We start from the raw sequence: 17,794 nt of genomic DNA on the forward strand, positions 1-17,794 counted from the left end.
TTCGCTACGTCACCCTGCTCCCGCAATGCGCCGTCCGGCCGGGCCCGGCGGCCCCGATTCCGCTAAAATCGGGCCATGCGCACCCCTTCCCCCTCGACCGCCTTGTCGCCTTTCGTCCGCCGTGCCCGCCCCATCCGCGTCGCGCCGCGCCCGCCCGTCTCGTTCCGGATGGCCGCGCGATGAGCCACGCCAATCCTCCGGATTTCGACTCGGCCGCCTTCCGGCAAGCCCTCGGCCAGTTCGCCACGGGCGTGACGGTGATCACGACGCGCGCGCCGTCCGGCCAGCTGATCGGCATCACCGCCAGCTCGTTCAACTCGGTCTCGCTGGATCCGCCGCTCGTGCTGTGGAGCCTCGCGCACAAATCGGCGTCGACGCCCGTGTTCCGCGGCAACAGCCACTACGTGGTGAACGTGCTCGCGGCCTCGCAGCTCGACCTGTGCAAGCGCTTCTCGACCTACAAGGGCGACCGCTTCGAAGGGATCGCGCATGCGGCCGGCAACTCGGGGATGCCCGTGCTCGACGGCGCGCTCGCGTGGTTCGAATGCCACAACCGCAGCCGCTACGATGAAGGCGACCACGTGATCTTCGTCGGCGAAGTGGAGCGCTGCGGCGTGCGCACGGAATCGGACACGGCACCGCCGCTCGTGTTCCACGGCGGCGGCTTCCACGGCCTTACACCGCTTTGATCGCCCCCGTGCGCGCCAGCCCGACCGGCGCGCCGGCTTCATCCTTCAGCGTCTGCAGCACGATGTTGGACCGGATGTCCATCACGCCCGGCGCCTTGTAGAGCCGGTTCAGCACGAAATCCGAATAGTGCTTGAGGTTGTGCGCGAGCACGCGCAGCAGATAGTGGCTCTCGCCCGTCACGACGAACGCGCCGACTACCTCCGGCCATTCGCGCAGCGCTTCCGCGAAGCGCTCGTGCCATTGATTCTCTTCGTTGCGCATCGACACCTGAACGAACGCCTCGAGCTCGAAGCCGAGCTTCTCGCGGCTCAGGCACGCGCGATAGTGCTCGATCACGCCCTGCTCCTCGAGCAGGCGCATGCGGCGCAGACAGGCGGATGGCGAAAGCGAAATCCGTTCCGCCAGGTCGAGATTGCTGATTCTGCCCTCCTCCTGCAGTACCGCCAGAATCCGGCAGTCGGTGGCATCGAGCGTGATCGCGTGCATTTTTGGTCCCCGTTTTCCCTCTGAGTCGAATTATCTGCCAATCCGGCGGATTGTCCATGTTTATTTCGCAAGCACTTTCTGCGAGCGTCCACCTATCATTCGAAGGATCGAGTCACCGAATCGTCATGCCATGGACACCCTCTGGGACATCTCGCCGCCTGTCAGCCCCGCCACCCCCGTGTGGCCGGGCGATACGCCGGTTTCCGTCGAACGCGTGTGGCGGATGGAGGCCGGCTCGCCGGTCAACGTCGCACGCCTGACGCTGTCGCCGCATACGGGCGCGCACTGCGACGCGCCGCTGCACTATGACGCCGACGGCGCGCCGATCGGCGCCGTGCCGCTCGACACTTACCTCGGCCCGTGCCGCGTGATCCATTGCATCGGCGCATCGCCGGTCGTGCGGCCGGCCGATGTCGCGGCCGCGCTCGACGGCGTACCGCCGCGCGTGCTGCTTCGCACCTGTGCACGCGCCAGCGTCGAGCAGTGGGACAGCAACTTCTGCGCGGTCGCGCCCGAGACCGTCGACCTGCTCGCCGCGCACGGCGTGAAGCTGATCGGCATCGACACGCCGTCGCTCGACCCGCAGGAGTCGAAGACGATGGATGCGCATCACCGCGTGCGCGCGCACCGGATGGCAATCCTCGAAGGCATCGTGCTCGACGACGTGCCGCCCGGCGACTATGAACTGATCGCACTGCCGCTGAAGTTCGCGACGCTCGACGCGAGCCCCGTGCGCGCAGTGCTGCGCGCGCTGCCCGCGCGTGCCGCCTGATTACCCCGACTGACGACCCCACATCATGATCAAGACCCGTGAAGACGCGCTCGCGCTCGACCGCGACGACCCGCTCGCCCCGCTGCGCGACCAGTTCTCCCTGCCCGACGGCGTGATCTACCTCGACGGCAACTCGCTCGGCGCGCAGCCGCGCGCCTCGGCCGCCCGCGCGCAGCAGGTGATCGGCGCCGAATGGGGCGAAGGCCTGATCCGCAGCTGGAACACGGCCGGCTGGTTCGCGCTGCCGCGCCGTCTCGGCGACAAGCTCGCGACGCTGATCGGCGGCGCCCCCGGCGAGACGGTCGTGACCGACACGATCTCGATCAACCTGTTCAAGCTGCTGTCGGCGATGGTGCGCCACCAGGCCGGGCGCGCGCCCGAACGCCGCGTGATCGTGTCGGAACGCTCGAACTTCCCGACCGACCTGTATATCGCGCAAGGGCTGATCGAGCAGCTCGGCGGCGACTACGAACTGCGCCTGATCGACGACCCGGCCGACCTGCCCGGCGCGCTCGGCGCGGACACGGCCGTCGCGATGATCACGCACGTGAACTACCGCACCGGCTACATGCACGACATGCCGGCCGTCACGCAGCTCGTGCACGACGCAGGCGGTCTGATGCTGTGGGATCTCGCGCACTCGGCCGGCGCGGTGCCGGTCGACCTGAACGGCGCACGCGCGGACGGCGCAGTCGGCTGCACGTACAAGTACCTGAACGGCGGCCCCGGTTCGCCCGCCTTCGTGTGGGTGCCGCAGCGCCATCACGCGCACTTCTCGCAGCCGCTGTCCGGCTGGTGGGGCCACCGCGCACCGTTCGCGATGCAGCCGGGCTTCGCGCCCGATCCGGGCATCGCCCGCTTCCTGTGCGGCACGCAGCCGATCGTGTCGATGTCGATGGTCGAATGCGGGCTCGACGTGTTCCTGCAGACCGACATGCACGCGATCCGCCGCAAGTCGCTCGCGCTGACCGATGCGTTCATCGCGCTCGTCGAGGCACGCTGCGCAGGCCTGTCGCTGAAGCTCGTCACGCCGCGCGCGCATCACCAGCGCGGCTCGCAGGCGAGCTTCGAGCATCCGCACGGCTATGAAGTGATGCAGGCGCTGATCGCACGCGGCGTGATCGGCGACTACCGCGAGCCGTACGTGCTGCGCTTCGGCTTCACACCGCTCTATACGCGCTTCGTCGACGTGTGGGACGCCGTCGAGACGCTGCGCGACATCCTCGCCACCGACGCGTGGAAGGCGCCCGAGTTCGCCGAACGCGGCGCGGTGACCTGATCGGCCTTGCCCGGTGCGCGACAGCCGCGCGCCGCGCCCCGTCATTCAAATCTGGAGAGAGTCGTGAATTCTGGTCATATGCAGCCACCCGGCGACGACGCGCCGGCGGGCTGCCCGTTCTCGGGCGCACGCGCCACTCATTCGGCACCAGCGGCCCAGGTGGCGCACGAAGCGTCGCACGTGCCCGGCGATGCCGGCTGGCACAACGCGCAACTCGACTTCTCGAAGTCGATGAGCTACGGCGACTACCTGTCGCTGAATTCGATCCTCGACGCGCAGCATCCGCTGTCGCCCGATCACAACGAAATGCTGTTCATCATCCAGCATCAGACGAGCGAGCTGTGGATGAAGCTCGCGCTGTTCGAACTGCGCGGCGCCCTCGACGCGGTGCGCACCGACGCGCTGCCGCCGGCGTTCAAGATGCTCGCGCGTGTGTCGCGCATCCTCGAGCAACTGGTACAGGCGTGGAACGTGCTGTCGACGATGACGCCGTCCGAGTATTCGGCGATGCGGCCGTATCTCGGGCAGTCGTCGGGTTTCCAGTCGTACCAGTACCGGCAGCTCGAATTCCTGCTCGGCAACAAGAACGTGCAGATGCTGCAGCCACATGCGCACCGGCCCGACATCCTCGAACAGGTGCGTGCGACGCTCGAGGCGCCGTCGTTCTACGACGAAGTCGTGCGCCTGCTCGCGCGGCGCGGCTTCCCGATCGCGGCGGAGCGGCTCGAGCGCGACTGGACGCAGCCGACCCGGCACGACGAGACGGTCGAAGCCGCGTGGCTCGAGGTGTACCGTCACCCGCAGCAGCACTGGGAGCTCTACGAGATGGCCGAGGAACTCGTCGATCTCGAGGATGCGTTCCGCCAGTGGCGCTTCCGTCACGTGACGACCGTCGAGCGCATCATCGGCTTCAAGCAGGGTACGGGCGGCACCAGCGGCGCGCCGTACCTGCGCAAGATGCTCGACGTCGTGCTGTTCCCTGAACTCTGGCACGTACGCACCACGCTGTAACGTGCGACGCACCCCCGGGCCCGCCCGCCGTCACGACGACGTGCGGGCCAGCTCCTCCCCGTCGCGCGGCTGCACCGCCGCGCGCGACAGTCGCGGAATATGCCGTCGCACGACGAGCAGCGCGACGCAGACAATCCCCATCGCAATCGCCAGCATCGTCAGATAGGCCGTGGCGCCGCCCGTGGTGATCACGATCGCGCCCGCGAACGCGCTGAGGATCGCGCCGAGCCGGCCGAACGCAAGCGCGCTCGCGGTGCCGGTCGCGCGCACGGCCGTCGGGTAGATGTACGCGCAGAGCGCATACATCGTCGACTGCACCGCGTTGACGAACAACCCGTGCAGGCCGAGCCCGACGATCAGCCAGCCCGTGTGGCGGCTCGCGTCGACACCCATCAGCCACACCGCACTCGCCGCGCCGCCGATACTGCACAGCACGAGCGGCCAGCGCGACCCGGCATGCGCGATCGTCCACGCACAAAACAGCGCGCCGATCACGCCGCCGAGGTTGTACGCGGTGAGCCCCGTCCCCGCGACCGACACGCTCAGCCCGCTCGCCGCCAGCATCGTCGGCAGCCAGCTGAACGCCGCATACACGGCGAGCAGGCACATGAAGAACGCACACCACAGCGCGATCGTGTCGCGCGCCTGGCCGCTCGCGAACAGCGCGCCGAAGCCGCCGCGACCGCCTGCCGCGCGTGCGTCCCTCAGGTCGGTGAAGGCGGTGCCCGGCGCGACGGGCCGCTCCATCCGCGCGAGCAGCGCGCCGAGTTCCGGCCAGCGCGCGAGGCGCCGCGCGAGATAGCGCGGCGATTCGGGCAGCGCACGCACGAGCACGAAGCCGAGCACGAGCGGCAACGCACCGCCCGCGAAGAACAGCCCGCGCCAGCCATAGCGCGGCAGCACCTCGTGCGCGAACAGGCCGGCCAGCATTCCGCCGAGCGGCACGCAGACGATCGTCGCGGTCACCATCATCGTGCGACGCCGCGCGGGCGTATATTCGGCCGTCATCGTCGTGGCGGTCGGCAATGCGCCGCCGATCCCGAGGCCCGCGACAAAACGCAGCACCGCGATCGCCGTGACGTCCGGTGCGAAGCCGATCGCACAGGTCGCGATGCCGAACAGGAACACGCTGCCGATCACGGCCTGGCGGCGGCCGAAGCGGTCCGCGACGATCCCCGCGCACGCACTGCCGATGCCCATCCCGACCAGCCCGGCCGCCACCGCCGGCGCGAACGCACCACGCGTGATGCCCCATTCGCGGATCAGCACCGGGATCGCGAAGCCGATCAGCTGGCCGTCGAAGCCGTCGAGCACGATCGCGAGCGCGGCGAGCAGCACCACGCAGCGCTGCATCGTCGTGAACGGCCCGTCGTCGAGCGTCGCGCCGATGTCGACGGACGGCGGCAACAATCCGTCGCGCGTGCTCATGCGACCTCCCGTGCGCCGCGCTCGGGCGGCAACATGCGCAAGCGGCGCGCGGCAAGACAACGGCATTCGATGGCGTTCATGGCGTCTCCGGTTGCCCGGGCTGGCGCAGCGGCGCGTGCCCGGATCTCGTGCTGCGCAGGCGGCCGGCGTCGACGCATCGGCGCCGCCTCCGGTGTCTCGTCCAACCTGTCCCGATCCGGCGCCGTCGCCTGCGCGCGACGCGCTCGTCTCGTCGTGCGACGCAAGCCGCGCCGCACGCCTGATGCTCAGTTCACCCGCGCGTCGATCAGCCTGACCAGCGCGAGCAGCGTCTCCGCATGCGGCACCGCGACGCCTGCTTCACGCGCTGCCGCGACGACCTTGCCGCTGATCGCGTCGATTTCCGTGCGACGGCCCGCGAGCACGTCCTGCAGCATCGACGGGCGATGACCGCGATGCGCGCGGATCGCATGCTCGACGTTGCGCGCGATGCGTTCGCCGTCGACCGCGATGCCCTTCGCGCGCGCGACCGCCGCCGTCTCGGCGGCGATCGCCTGCGCAAGCCGCGGCCCGTCGTGATGTTCGCCGAGCTGGTCGACCGTGCAGCCCGTCACCGCGCACAGCGTGTTGAGCGCCGCATTGAACGCGACCTTCTCCCAGATCGCGGCCCACACGTCTTCATCGAGCGAGCAAGCCAGCCCCGCGCGCGACAGCGCGTCGGCGACGGCTGCCGCGAACGAGCGCTCCGCGCCGTCGGCCGTCATCATCCTGACGACGCCCGCGCCGTGCGAATGCACATGGCCAGGCCCGGCGAGATCGGCCGGCCAGGTCGTGACGCCGACGAGAATGCGCTCGATCGGCACGAACGCATTCAGCGTCTCGACGTTGCCGAGCCCGTTCTGCAGCGTCAGCACGTACGTGAAGGGGCTCAGCAGCGCGCGCACGCCGTCCAGCGCGTGGCGCGTGTGCAGCGACTTCGTGAAGACGATCAGCAGGTCGAATGGTGTGTCGGGCGACGCCTGCGCGTTCGCAGCTTCCGGCCGGAGCACGTGCAGCGCGCGGAGGGTACGTTCACCACGATCGTCGTCGATGCGCAGCCCGTCGCGGCGAATCGCGTCGAGATGCGCGTCGTTCACGTCGATCAGCGTGACGGCCTCGCCGCTTTCGGCCAGCAGCCCGCCGAACAGCGAGCCCATCGCGCCGGCGCCCAGAATCGCAATCCTCATCGTCGTCGGCCTCGTCAGAACGGATAGTGGCGCGGTGCGGTCTGCACCGTGATCCAGCGCAGGTCCGTGAACGCCGCGATGCCGGCCTTGCCGCCGAAGTGGCCGAAGCCGCTGTCCTTCACGCCGCCGAACGGCATCTGCGCCTCGTCGTGCACGGTCGGACCGTTCACGTGGCAGATGCCCGATTCGATGCGCGCCGCGACGCGCATCGCACGCGCGACATCACGGCTGAACACGGCCGACGACAGCCCGAACGCGTTGTCGTTCGCGCAACGGATCGCGGCGTCCTCGCCATCGACGCGCACGATGCCCTTCACCGGGCCGAACGACTCCTCGGCATAGATGCGCATCGCCGGCGTCACATGGTCGAGCAGCGTGGCCGGGAACAGCGTGCTGTCGGCCTTGCCGCCGCACACGAGCGTCGCGCCGTGCGCGAGCGCGTCGTCGATCAGCGCGTTGCAGCGCTCGACGGCCTTCATGTCGATCAGCGAACCGAGCACGACCGGCCCGTTGCGAGGATCGCCGAGCGGCAGCGACGCGGCCTTGTCGGCAAGCTTCGCGACGAACGCATCGGCGATCGAGGCGTCGACGACGATGCGCTCGGTCGACATGCAGATCTGCCCGGAATTCGCAAACGCGCCGAACGCGGCCGCCGCGACCGCCGCGTCGAGATCGGCATCGTCGAGCACGACGAACGGCGCCTTGCCGCCGAGCTCCAGCACCGACGGCTTCAGATGGCGCGCGCAGGCTTCGGCGACGATCCTGCCGACTCGCGTCGAGCCCGTGAAATTCACGCGGCGCACGGCCGGATGTGCGATCAGTGCATCGACGATGGCGCCCGCATCCTCGGGCGCGTTCGTCACGAAATTGACGACGCCCGCCGGCAGCCCGGCTTCCTGCAGCGCCTCGACGATCAGACCGTGCGTGACGGGACACAGCTCCGAGCCCTTCAGCACGACCGTGTTGCCGCACGCGAGCGGCAGCGCGAGCGCGCGCGTCGCAAGGATCACCGGCGCATTCCACGGCGCGATGCCGAGCACGACGCCGGCCGGCTGCCGTACGCCCATCGCGAGCGACCCGGGCACGTCGGACGGGATCAGCTCGCCGCCGACCTGCGTGGTCAGCGACGCGGCCTCGACGAGCCCGCTCGCGGCAAGCTGCACGTTGAAGCCGGCCCACAGCGCGGACGCGCCCGTCTCCGCCGCCATCGCGGCGACGAACTGTTCGTGCTTCGCTTCGAGCGCGGCGGCCGCTTTCAGCAACAGCGCGCGCCGTGCGCCGGGGCCGAGCGCGGCCCAACCAGGAAATGCGCGGGCGGCCGCGTCGGCCGCCGCGCGCGCATCGTCGACGGTGCACGCGGGCGCTGCGGACGCGACTTCGCCATCAAGCGGGTTGCGGCGCACGAAGGTCGCGCCGCTGGATGAATGACGGCGTTCGCCGCCGATCAGCATCGATACGGTTTGCATGGAATCTCCGGAAGGACGCGCGCTGCGCATCACGTAATTCAGGCAATCTCGACTTCGACTACGACCGGCGTCGCGGCACGCAGTGCGTCGGCCAGCGTGTCGCGCAGGTGCGCGGCGGCGGTCACGCGCACGCCACGGCAGCCCATCCCTTGCGCGAGCGCGACGAAATCCAGGTTCGGCAGATCGGTGCCCTGCACGGGATCGTCCGGGCCGAAGCCGAACACGGGTGCGAAATCCTGCAGCGCCGCGTAGCGCCGGTTGTTCAGGATCACGAACGTGATCGGCAGCTTCAACTGCGCGGCGCTCCACAACGCCTGGATCGAATACAGGCTCGACCCGTCGCCGATCAGCCCGATCACGCGCCGGCCCGGCTGCGCGAGCGCGACGCCGACGGCGGCCGGCATCCCGTAGCCGAGCCCGCCACTGTCCATCGTGTAGAACGTGCCGCTGCGCGTGAACGGCAGGTGCTCCTGCATCACGGGCCGTGCACTCGGCGCTTCCTCGACGACGATGTCGTGCGCGTCGCGCACGTCCGCGAGCGTCTGCAGCGCGAACGCAACCGACATGCGCTCGCCGGCGGCGGGTGGCTCGACGCGCGCACGCGGCGGCCGCGGCGCGGGCATCGGCCGCTCGGGCGGTGCCGGGCGCGCGAGCAGGTCGCGCGCGGCGAGCCGCAGGTTGCCGACGACCGCATCGCCCGACGGCGTCCACGCGGCGATGCCCGGATCATCGACGAGCTGCACGAGCGTCGCGCCCGGCGGCACGTGCGGGCCGAAGCCCTCGATGTGATAGGTGAACGCGGGCGCGCCGAACGCGAACACGAGGTCGTGCCCGTCGAGCCGCGCGACGATCTTCTCGCGGATCGCGGGCAGGAAGCCGGCGAACAGCGGATGGTCCTCGGGGAAACTGCAGCGCCCCGACATCGGTGCGACGTACACGCGCGCACGATGCCGCTCGGCGAGCCGCACGACGTCGTCCCACGCACCGGCGCGATCGACGGCCGCCCCGACCACGAACGCAGGACGCCGCGCGGCGTCGAGCGTGTCGCCAAGCCGCGCGAGTGCGTCCGGGTCGGGCCGCACGACGCTGCTGACGTCGCGGCGCGGCAGCCGCTCGGCCGGCTGGTCCCAGTCGTCGACCGGAATCGACACGAACACGGGGCCGCGCGGTTCCTGCATCGCGATGCGGTACGCACGCGCGATCGCGGCCGGCACGTCCTGCGCGCGCGCAGGCTCGATGCTCCATTTCACGTACGGCTTCGGCAGCTCGGCGGCCTGCGTCGCGCCGAGGAACGGGTCGAACGGCAGGATCGCGCGCGCCTGCTGGCCCGCGGTGACGATCAGCGGCGTGCGGTTCTTGAAGGCGGTGAAGAGATTGCCCATCGCGTTGCCGACGCCCGCCGCCGAATGCAGGTTGACGACCGCCGCATTGCCGGTGGCCTGCGCGTGGCCGTCGGCCATCCCGACCACGACGGCTTCATGCAGGCCGAGCACGTAGCGGAAATCGTCCGGGAAGTCGCGGAACATCGGCAGCTCGGTCGAGCCGGGATTGCCGAACACGCGGTCGATGCCGAACTGGCGAAGCAGGTCGATCACCGCATCGCGAACGGTGATCGGTGCGGCGGAAGGGGGCGGATGGCCGGACATGCTTGGGTGTCTCCTCGATGGCTTGGCGGTTTCCACAGTATCGAAGCGCAAGCCATTCTCGGATACTGTATTTTTTGCGAAAAGCCATACCGATCCGACATGACTTTCGATCTCCGACAATTGCGCGCCTTCACGACGATCGTCGCGTGCGGCAGCCTCGGCCGCGCCGCCGACGCGCTGCACGTGACGCAGCCGGCGCTGAGCCGGATCCTGAAGCGGCTCGAGGAGCAGGTCGGCGCGCCCTTGTTCGAGCGCCATTCGAAGGGGGTGCAGCTCACCGCGTTCGGCGAGGCGCTGCTGCCGCACGCGACACTGCTGCAGCACGAGGCCGAGCACGCGCGCGAGGAGCTCGACGCGATGCGCGGGCTCGCGAAAGGCACGATCAAGGTCGGCACGGTGGGCAGCATCGCGAGCCTCGTGCTGCCGGTCGCGGTGGGCCGCGTGCTCGACCGCTGGCCGAACCTGCGCGTCGAGATCATCGAAGGCGTGTGGGACCGGCTCGCGGAAGGGCTGAACAAGCACGAGATCGATCTCGCGCTGTCCGCGCACGGGCCCGACACCGACGAGATCGTTGCGATTCCCGAGTGCCGCTGGGAAGATCGCAGCCACATCGTTGCGGCGCCGCACCATCCGCTGCGCGGCCTCGGCCGCGCGCCGACGCTCGCCGATACGCTGCACGCGCGCTGGGCGATTCCGCCGCGCGGCACCGCGCCGTTCGACCACATGCGCGCGACCTTCGACGCACACGGGCTGGCGCTGCCCGACATCGCGGTCGAGACGCGCTCGGTGACGACGCTGAAAAGCCTCGTCGCGCATGCCGGCTTCCTGAGCTGGATGGCCGAGCCGATGTACGGCGCCGAGCGGCGCGCCGGCACGATCGACACGCTGCCCGTACGCGAAGTCGTCGCGGTGCGCACGCTCACCGCATTCCGGCGCCGCCACGGGATCCTGCCGGGGCCGGCCGGCAAGCTGCTCGACGAACTCGTCGCGTTGACGCGCGAAGGTCGCTGACGGCGCTTTCCGCACCGGCCGCCCGTTCGCGGCCTCCCCACCCTGCTGCCCGCACGCCACCGCAGCGCACCATCGAAATGCCGTTTCCCCGCCTTGACTTTCGCTCGCCCGAATACGATCATTCGCTCACACAAAGAGCAAATGATCGTATTCGACAGGACTGTCAGGCACGAACAGGAGACACCAGATGAGCGCATCGTCCTCCGCCCGCACGCCCGTGCTGCTGCACATCGGCGCGGGCTCGTTTCACCGCGCGCATCAGGCGTGGTATCTGCATCGCGTGAACGCGGCCGTCCCGGCCGACGAGCGCTGGTCGCTGACCGTCGGCAACATCCGCGACGACATGCACGCGACGATGGACGCGCTCGCCGCGCAGCACGGCGCCTACACGCTCGAAACCGTCACGCCGCAAGGCGAGCGCGCGTACGAGACGATCCGCGCGATCACGCGCGTGCTGCCGTGGTCGATCGACCTCGCCGCGCTGATCGACGCCGGCGCCGACCCGGCCTGCCGGATCGTGTCGTTCACCGTTACCGAAGGCGGCTACTACCTCGACGAACACAACCGGCTCGACCTCGCGAACGCCGATCTCGCGGCCGACCTGCAGGGCGCGCGCACGACGCTGTACGGCGCGCTTGCCGCGCTGCTCGCCGAACGCGTGAAGCGCAACGCGGGCCCGCTCACGCTGCAGAGCTGCGACAACCTGCGCAACAACGGCGCGCGCTTTCGCGCGGGGATGCGTGAATTCCTCGAACGGCGCGGGCTGCCCGACCTGCTCGCATGGTTCGATGCGAACGTCGCCACGCCGAGCGCGATGGTCGACCGCATCACGCCGCGCCCGACCGCCGACGTGCGCGAACGCGTGCTGGCCGCCACCGGCTTCGACGACGCATGCCCGGTGATGGGCGAATCGTTCATCCAGTGGGTGATCGAGGACCGCTTCGCGGCCGGCCGTCCGCGCTGGGAGCTGGCCGGCGCCGAACTCGTCGACGACGTGCACCCGTACGAGGAAGCGAAGATCCGCATCCTCAACGCGACGCACAGCTGCATCGCATGGGCCGGCACGCTCGCGGGCCATACGTATATCCACGAAGGCACGCACGACGCGGCGATCCGCCGCTTCGCCCACGACTACGTGACGCAGGACGTGATCCCGTGCCTCACGCCGAGCCCGCTCGATCTCGCGCGCTACCGCGACGTCGTGCTCGAACGCTTCGGCAACCCGTACGTGCTCGACACCAACCAGCGCGTCGCGGCCGACGGCTTCTCGAAGATCCCCGGCTTCATCGCGCCGACGCTCGTCGAATCGTTCGCGCGCGGCGCGGCGCCGGTCGCCACCGCCGTGCTGCCCGCGCTGTTCCTGCGCTTTCTCGAACGCTGGGCGCGCGGCGCGTTGCCGTACGCGTACCAGGACGGCGTGATGGACGAAAGCGTCGCGCGGGCGATCGTCCTGGCCGACGACCCGGTTGTCGCGCTGTGCGCCAACCGGCAGCTGTGGGGCTCGCTCGCCGGCAACGCCGCGCTGTTCGAGGCCATGCGCGGCGGACTCCGGCGTGTCGACGCATGGCTCGCGGCACGCTGACCGACATCCGGGCGAACCTGCCTTGGCACGGGCGCGGCCGCGCGGCTAAAGTAGCGACTCCCCACTGACGGAACGGATCGCTCATGTATCTCGGCATCGACCTCGGCACCTCGGAAGTGAAGGTGCTGCTGCTCGCCCCGGACGGCACGGTCGTCGGCACCGCCGGCTCGCCGTTCACCGTGTCGCGGCCGCATCCGCGCTGGGCCGAACAGCATCCGGACGACTGGTGGCAAGGCACGCTCGCCGCGCTCGCGGCGCTGCGCGAACGGCACCGCGACGCGTTCGCGGCCGTGCGCGGCATCGGCCTGTCGGGCCAGATGCACGGCGCCGTGCTGCTCGGCCGCGACGACCGCGTGCTGCGCCCCGCGATCCTGTGGAACGACATGCGCAGCGCCGACGAATGCGCGCTGCTCACCGAACGCGCGCCCGATCTTCACGCACTGGCCGGCAACCTCGCGATGCCGGGCTTCACCGCGCCGAAACTGCTGTGGGTCGCGAAGCACGAACCCGACGTGTTCGCGGCGACCGCCTGCGTGCTGATGCCGAAGGATTACCTGCGGTTCCGGCTGACCGGCGCGAAGGTGTCCGATCCGTCGGATGCGGCCGGCACGCTGTGGCTCGACGTCGCGCGCCGCGACTGGTCCGACGCGCTGCTCGCCGCGTGCGGGATGACGCGTGACCAGATGCCCCGCATCGTCGAAGGCAACGCGCCGTCCGGCACGCTGCGCGCGGACATCGCACGCGAACTCGGGCTGTCGGAAGCCGTCGTGGTGGCGGGCGGCGGCGGCGACAACGCGACGAGCGCGCTCGGCATCGGCGCGATCCACGCGGGCGACGGCTTCGTCTCGCTCGGCACCTCCGGCGTGCTGAGCGTGGTCGGCGATCGCTTCATGCCGAACCCCGCATCGGCCGTGCATGCGTTCTGCCATGCGATTCCCGATCGCTGGCAATTGATGAGCGTCGTGCTGTCGGCCGCGAGCTGCCTGCGCTGGGTCTGCAAGCTGACCGGCACCGACGAGCCCGCGCTGCTCGCCGAAGTCGAAACACTCGACGCCGACGCGCTCGCGACGGCCCCGCTGTTCCTGCCCTACCTGTCCGGCGAGCGCACGCCGCACAACGATCCGTACGCGCAAGGCGTGTTCTTCGGGATGACGCATGCGACCGAACGCGCGCATCTCGGCTATGCGGTGCTCGAAGGCGTGACGCTCGGCCTCGCCGACGGCCTCGACGCGCTGCATGCGGCCGGTGTCGAAACCGACCAGCTGTCGCTGATCGGCGGCGGCGCGCGCAGCGCGTTCTGGGCGCAACTGATCGCCGATGCGCTGAACGTGCGCACGCGCCAGCACGGCGGCGGCGAAACCGGCGCGGCGCTCGGCGCGGCGCGGCTCGGCTGGCTGGCCGTCGGCGGCGATCCGCATGCGGTGCTGGCCAAGCCGCCGGTGCGTGCCGAATACGCGCCGGATGCGGCACGCCATGCGCTGCTGCGCGAACGCCTCGATGCGTTCCGCGCGCTGTATCGTCACGTGCAGCCGCTGTACGAACCGTCGCGCACGCGGCTCGCATAAGCGCCGCACGTCACGCGTGGCGGCCATCGGCCGCGTGCGTGACATGCGGTACAGTGGATGCCGTCATGCGGCCCGCGGGGCGGCCCCCCCCAGATCCGAACCGAATCGCTATCGTGTCCAAGTCCTCAGAAAAACTCGATCTCGCCACGCGTGCCGCGTGGCTCTACTACGTCGCGGGCGACACGCAGAACGAAATCGCGGAAAAGCTGCAGGTGTCGCGCCCGGTCGCGCAGCGCCTCGTCGCGTTCGCGGTCGAGAAGAACCTGATCCGCGTGCGCGTCGATCACCAGCTCGCCGACTGTCTCGATCTCGGCGCGCAATTGTCGAAGCGCTACGGCCTCGCGATGTGCGAAGTCGTGCCCGTCGATGCCGATGCGCCCGACGCGATCGACCGCAAGCTCGCGGTCGCCGGCGCGCAGGTAATGGAACGCTACCTCAACGAAACGCGGCCGATGGTGATCGCGGTCAGCAGCGGCCGGACGCTGAAGGCCGCGGTCGCGCAGATCGCGCAGATCGACCGCCCGCAGCACCGGCTCGTGTCGATGGTCGGCGCGATCGCGGCCGACGGTTCGTCGAACCGCTACGACGTCGCGCAGTACATCTCCGAGAAAACCGGCAGCAAGCACTTCCTGCTGCCCGCGCCGCTGTTCGCCGACAGCGACGCCGAGCGCGCGCAGTGGTGCAATCACCGGCTGTACCGGATCGTCGAGGCGCTGTCGGGCAAGGCCGACGTTGCGTTCGTCGGGATCGGCAACATCGGCCCGCACTGCCCGCTCTACGAAGACGGCTTCATCACCGAACAGGAGCGCGACGAGATGACCGCGCTCGGCGCGGTGGCCGAGTTGCTCGGCGTGCCGATCGACGCGCAGGGCACGCAGATCACCGTGTCGACGAGCGCACGCGTGACGAGCGTCGCGCTCGCCACGCCGCCGAAGCTGCCGACGATCGCGTTCGCCGGCGGCCCGAAGAAACACGACGCGGTGATTGCCGCGCTGCGCGGCGGCTGGCTGTCGGGGCTCGTCACCGACGAAGCGTGCGCGCGCGCCGCGCTCGCCGCGAAAGCGGCCTGACGCCGAAGCCGCGCACGGCGCACCGCGCGCGGCTGTCGAACGCTCACGCTGCTTGCGGCGCCGGAAACGCATGTCGGCGCGCACGCCACGCACCGACCCACGCAGCCGCCAGCAGCGCGACGAGCACCCACGGAATCGCACCGGCGCCCGTTGCGCCGAGCAGCATCCCGCCTGCGATGCCGCCGCCCGCGATCGCGAGGTTCCACACCGTCACGAGCATCGACTGCGCAACGTCGGCCGCCTCCCCCGCCGCATTCGCGGCGGCCGTCTGGAACAGCGTCGGCGCACCGCCGAACGCGAGCCCCCACAACGCGACGCCCGCATAGACGATCGCCACGCCGGAACCTGCGCCGAGCATCGCCGCCGCGATCGCGAACAGCGCGATGCTGGCGAGCGTCAGGCGTCGCTGCGCGGCGCCGATCCACGCGCCCGTCAGCGCGATGCCGACCAGCGACGCGAGACCGAACACGAGCAGCACCGCATCGACCTGCGCCCCCATCCGCACGCCCGCGAGAAACGGCGCGACGTACGTATACAGCATGTTGTGCGCCAGCACGTACGCGAACATCACGGTTAGCACCGGCCGCACGCCGGGCAGCGTCATCACGCCGAGCACCGGCTCGCGCGCGCCGGCCTGCTGGCCCGGGTAGTCGGGCACGCGTACGCGAATCCAGCCAATCAGCGCCAGCGCCGCGACCGTGATCCCCGCGAACGCGACGCGCCAGCCGAACAGCGCGCCGAGCGCGGTGCCGGCCGGAATGCCGATCGACATTGCTGCCGGTATGCCGAGCATCGCGACCGCGATCGCCCGACCGCGCAGCGACGGGTCGACCAGCCGGCTCGCGTAGCCCGCCAGCAGCGCCCACAGCAGCCCCGCCGACATCCCGGCGACGAAGCGCGCGGCCAGCGTGAGCGCGTAGTACGGCGACGCGGCCGTCACCGCATTCGACACGACGAACCCGGCGAGCGCCGCGAGCAACAGGCCGCGCCGGCGCATCGCACGTGTCGCGGCGACGAGCGGAATCGCCGCGACGATCGAGCCGAGCGCATAGACGGTCACCAGTTGGCCGATCAGCGCCTCGGTCACGTGCAGGTCGACGCTCATCAGTGGCAGCAGGCCGGCCGGCAGGGCTTCGGTGAGCACCGTGATGAAGCCGGCAGTGGCAAGCGCGAGCAGGTTCGCGACGGGCAGGCGCGCGCGGCCCGGTGCAGACGAGCCGGCTGCAGAATCGGCAGCCCGGTCGGCGGCGGACGCGGAAGCGGACGGAGAAGCGGATACGCATTCGCTCATGCCGCGCTCCGGTCGTCGACGCCATACACCGCATCGCGCACGTCGGTGACGATGCGCCCGTGCATCCCTTCGTACAACGTATTGGTCAGCGCGACGACCGTCAGCCCGGCCGCACGGTCGACGAACCACGCATGCCCGTACGCGCCGCCCCAGCGCCAGGTGCCGACCGACTCCGGCGACTGCGCGGCCGCCGGATCGCGCAGCACCGAAAAGCCGAGCCCGAAACCGAATCCCGGCGCATCCGGCAAGTCGTGCGCGCCCGGCTGCACCCGCGCCATCTCGTCGATCCAGCGCGGTGCGAGCCAGCCGTCGAGGCCCGTGCGCAGCGTATCGAGCAGCGTCAGGCAATCGTGCGCGGTGCCGACCATGCCCGCGCCGCCCGACGGCCACGCGGTGGCATCGAACGCGCGCGCCGGCTCGAAGCGGATACCGACCGTGCCGTCGAAAACCGGCACGAGATCGTCGTCGGCCATCCGGCGCGGCGCGCCCGGCGTGCTCACGTAAGGCGTCGCGACGCGCGCGGCGTCATGCGCGACGAATCCGGTATCGGCCATCCCGAGCGGTGTCGTGACGAGCGCGGCCACGGCCTGCGCGAGCGGGCGGCCGTCGACCGCCTCGATCAGCGCGCCCACCACGTCGGTCGCGAGCGAGTAGCCCCACGACGTGCCGGGCGCGAACTGCAGCGGCACGCCGGCGATGCGCCCGACGTTTTCCGCCAGCGACAGGCCCGCGCGATCCATCCCGTCGGACACGCCAGCGCGCGCATACGGGCCGTCGCCATCGGCTTCGAGGAAGCGGTAGCCGAGGCCGGCCGTATGCGACAGCAGATGCCGCAACGTGATGTTCACCGGCGTGCCGCCTGCGAGCGTCGGCGTGAACGCGGGCAACCAGCGCGCGACCGGCTCGTCGAGCCCGATGCGGCCTGCCGCGACCAGCCGCATCGCGGCGGCCGTCACGATCGGCTTCGACACCGACGCGAGCCGGAACACCGTGTCCTCGCGCATCGGCGTGCCGGCTTCGCGATCGGCCAGCCCGGCCGCGCGTGCATAACGCAATTCCCCGTCGCGGGCGACCCGCACGACCGCGCCGACCACGCGCGCGTCGGCCAGCGCGCGATCGAGCACGGCGTCGAGCCGGTCCCGCAGCGCGGCGTCCGGTTCTGAGCGGTGGGCGGTGACAGGCAGGGATGACATGGCGTGACCTCGAACGATGAAGGAACGCCCATCGTAGGGAGCCAGCGCGGGAAGAAAAACCGGGGTAGAGTTCCGGACACTCCGGACACCGATGTCCGC

At 70.5% G+C, this 17,794-nt stretch carries 15 protein-coding genes; 8 read left to right on the top strand and 7 right to left on the bottom strand.

All coding sequences use genetic code 11. From position 1 onward, the window contains the following. Positions 1-179 precede the first annotated feature (179 nt). The gene (locus CFB50_RS14330; protein WP_069248708.1) at positions 180-689 is read left to right on the top strand and encodes a flavin reductase family protein; all 510 of its coding nucleotides are present in this window, start codon (positions 180-182) and stop codon (positions 687-689) included. Here the strand turns inward: CFB50_RS14330 and CFB50_RS14335 are convergent. Then, positions 676-1,176 (bottom strand): Lrp/AsnC family transcriptional regulator, encoded by a 501-nt coding sequence (locus tag CFB50_RS14335; RefSeq protein WP_006477992.1) that lies wholly within the window; start codon positions 1,174-1,176, stop codon positions 676-678. The two genes, CFB50_RS14330 and CFB50_RS14335, sit on opposite strands and share 14 nt — an antisense overlap. 130 nt (positions 1,177-1,306) lie before the next feature. On the opposite strand from CFB50_RS14335, the gene kynB reads away from it, so the two are divergent. The 3 genes from kynB (at position 1,307) to kynA (ending at position 4,238) form a co-directional block, all read left to right on the top strand. After that, positions 1,307-1,948, top strand: a complete 642-nt coding sequence (gene kynB / locus CFB50_RS14340; RefSeq protein ID WP_089446295.1) for an arylformamidase — start codon at positions 1,307-1,309, stop codon at positions 1,946-1,948. Positions 1,949-1,973: 25 nt separating this feature from the next. After that, positions 1,974-3,227, top strand: a complete 1,254-nt coding sequence (kynU, locus tag CFB50_RS14345; RefSeq protein WP_373452959.1) for a kynureninase — start codon at positions 1,974-1,976, stop codon at positions 3,225-3,227. 78 nt (positions 3,228-3,305) lie between these two features. After that, positions 3,306-4,238, top strand: coding sequence for a tryptophan 2,3-dioxygenase (gene kynA, locus CFB50_RS14350; RefSeq protein WP_069248711.1), 933 nt, complete (start codon positions 3,306-3,308; stop codon positions 4,236-4,238). A 30-nt stretch (positions 4,239-4,268) separates the two neighbouring features. Here kynA and CFB50_RS14355 read toward each other — a convergent pair whose 3' ends face one another. The 4 genes from CFB50_RS14355 to mdlC all read right to left on the bottom strand — a co-directional run bounded on the left by CFB50_RS14355 (position 4,269) and on the right by mdlC (position 9,983). Next, a complete protein-coding gene (locus CFB50_RS14355) occupies positions 4,269-5,666 on the bottom strand; it encodes an MFS transporter (protein ID WP_089446296.1) in 1,398 nt (465 codons plus the stop codon). A gap of 266 nt (positions 5,667-5,932) precedes the next feature. Next, positions 5,933-6,871 (bottom strand): ketopantoate reductase family protein, encoded by a 939-nt coding sequence (locus CFB50_RS14360; RefSeq protein ID WP_089446297.1) that lies wholly within the window; start codon positions 6,869-6,871, stop codon positions 5,933-5,935. Between the two features lie 14 nt (positions 6,872-6,885). Further along, positions 6,886-8,337 (bottom strand): aldehyde dehydrogenase, encoded by a 1,452-nt coding sequence (locus CFB50_RS14365; RefSeq protein ID WP_089446298.1) that lies wholly within the window; start codon positions 8,335-8,337, stop codon positions 6,886-6,888. Positions 8,338-8,375: 38 nt separating this feature from the next. Then, positions 8,376-9,983 carry a benzoylformate decarboxylase gene (mdlC, locus tag CFB50_RS14370; protein ID WP_089446299.1) on the bottom strand — a complete coding sequence of 536 codons (1,608 nt, stop codon included), beginning with the start codon at positions 9,981-9,983 and terminating at the stop codon, positions 8,376-8,378. A 99-nt stretch (positions 9,984-10,082) separates the two neighbouring features. Between mdlC and CFB50_RS14375 the strand changes: the two genes are divergently transcribed. From CFB50_RS14375 to CFB50_RS14390, 4 genes are all read left to right on the top strand, one after another. Then, positions 10,083-10,994 carry a LysR family transcriptional regulator gene (locus CFB50_RS14375; RefSeq protein ID WP_089446300.1) on the top strand — a complete coding sequence of 304 codons (912 nt, stop codon included), beginning with the start codon at positions 10,083-10,085 and terminating at the stop codon, positions 10,992-10,994. Positions 10,995-11,181: 187 nt separating this feature from the next. Further along, complete coding sequence (dalD, locus tag CFB50_RS14380; protein ID WP_089446301.1) at positions 11,182-12,576, top strand: D-arabinitol 4-dehydrogenase; 1,395 nt, start codon at positions 11,182-11,184, stop codon at positions 12,574-12,576. A gap of 83 nt (positions 12,577-12,659) precedes the next feature. Continuing rightward, positions 12,660-14,141 (top strand): xylulokinase, encoded by a 1,482-nt coding sequence (xylB, locus tag CFB50_RS14385; RefSeq protein WP_089446302.1) that lies wholly within the window; start codon positions 12,660-12,662, stop codon positions 14,139-14,141. Positions 14,142-14,206: 65 nt separating this feature from the next. After that, a complete protein-coding gene (locus tag CFB50_RS14390; RefSeq protein ID WP_089446303.1) occupies positions 14,207-15,211 on the top strand; it encodes a sugar-binding transcriptional regulator in 1,005 nt (334 codons plus the stop codon). A gap of 43 nt (positions 15,212-15,254) precedes the next feature. Here the strand turns inward: CFB50_RS14390 and CFB50_RS14395 are convergent, their stop codons facing one another. Both CFB50_RS14395 and CFB50_RS14400 read right to left on the bottom strand, forming a co-directional pair. Next, positions 15,255-16,502, bottom strand: a complete 1,248-nt coding sequence (locus tag CFB50_RS14395; protein WP_089446304.1) for an MFS transporter — start codon at positions 16,500-16,502, stop codon at positions 15,255-15,257. Then, positions 16,499-17,695: a serine hydrolase domain-containing protein gene (locus CFB50_RS14400; RefSeq protein WP_089446305.1), complete on the bottom strand. Its 1,197-nt coding sequence runs from the start codon at positions 17,693-17,695 to the stop codon at positions 16,499-16,501. Before CFB50_RS14400 ends, CFB50_RS14395 begins: the two co-directional genes overlap by 4 nt. Positions 17,696-17,794: the final 99 nt, after the last annotated feature.

Origin of the sequence: Burkholderia sp. AU33423, from assembly GCF_002223135.1 — a bacterium.
In the GTDB taxonomy this organism is placed as follows: domain Bacteria; phylum Pseudomonadota; class Gammaproteobacteria; order Burkholderiales; family Burkholderiaceae; genus Burkholderia; species Burkholderia lata_D.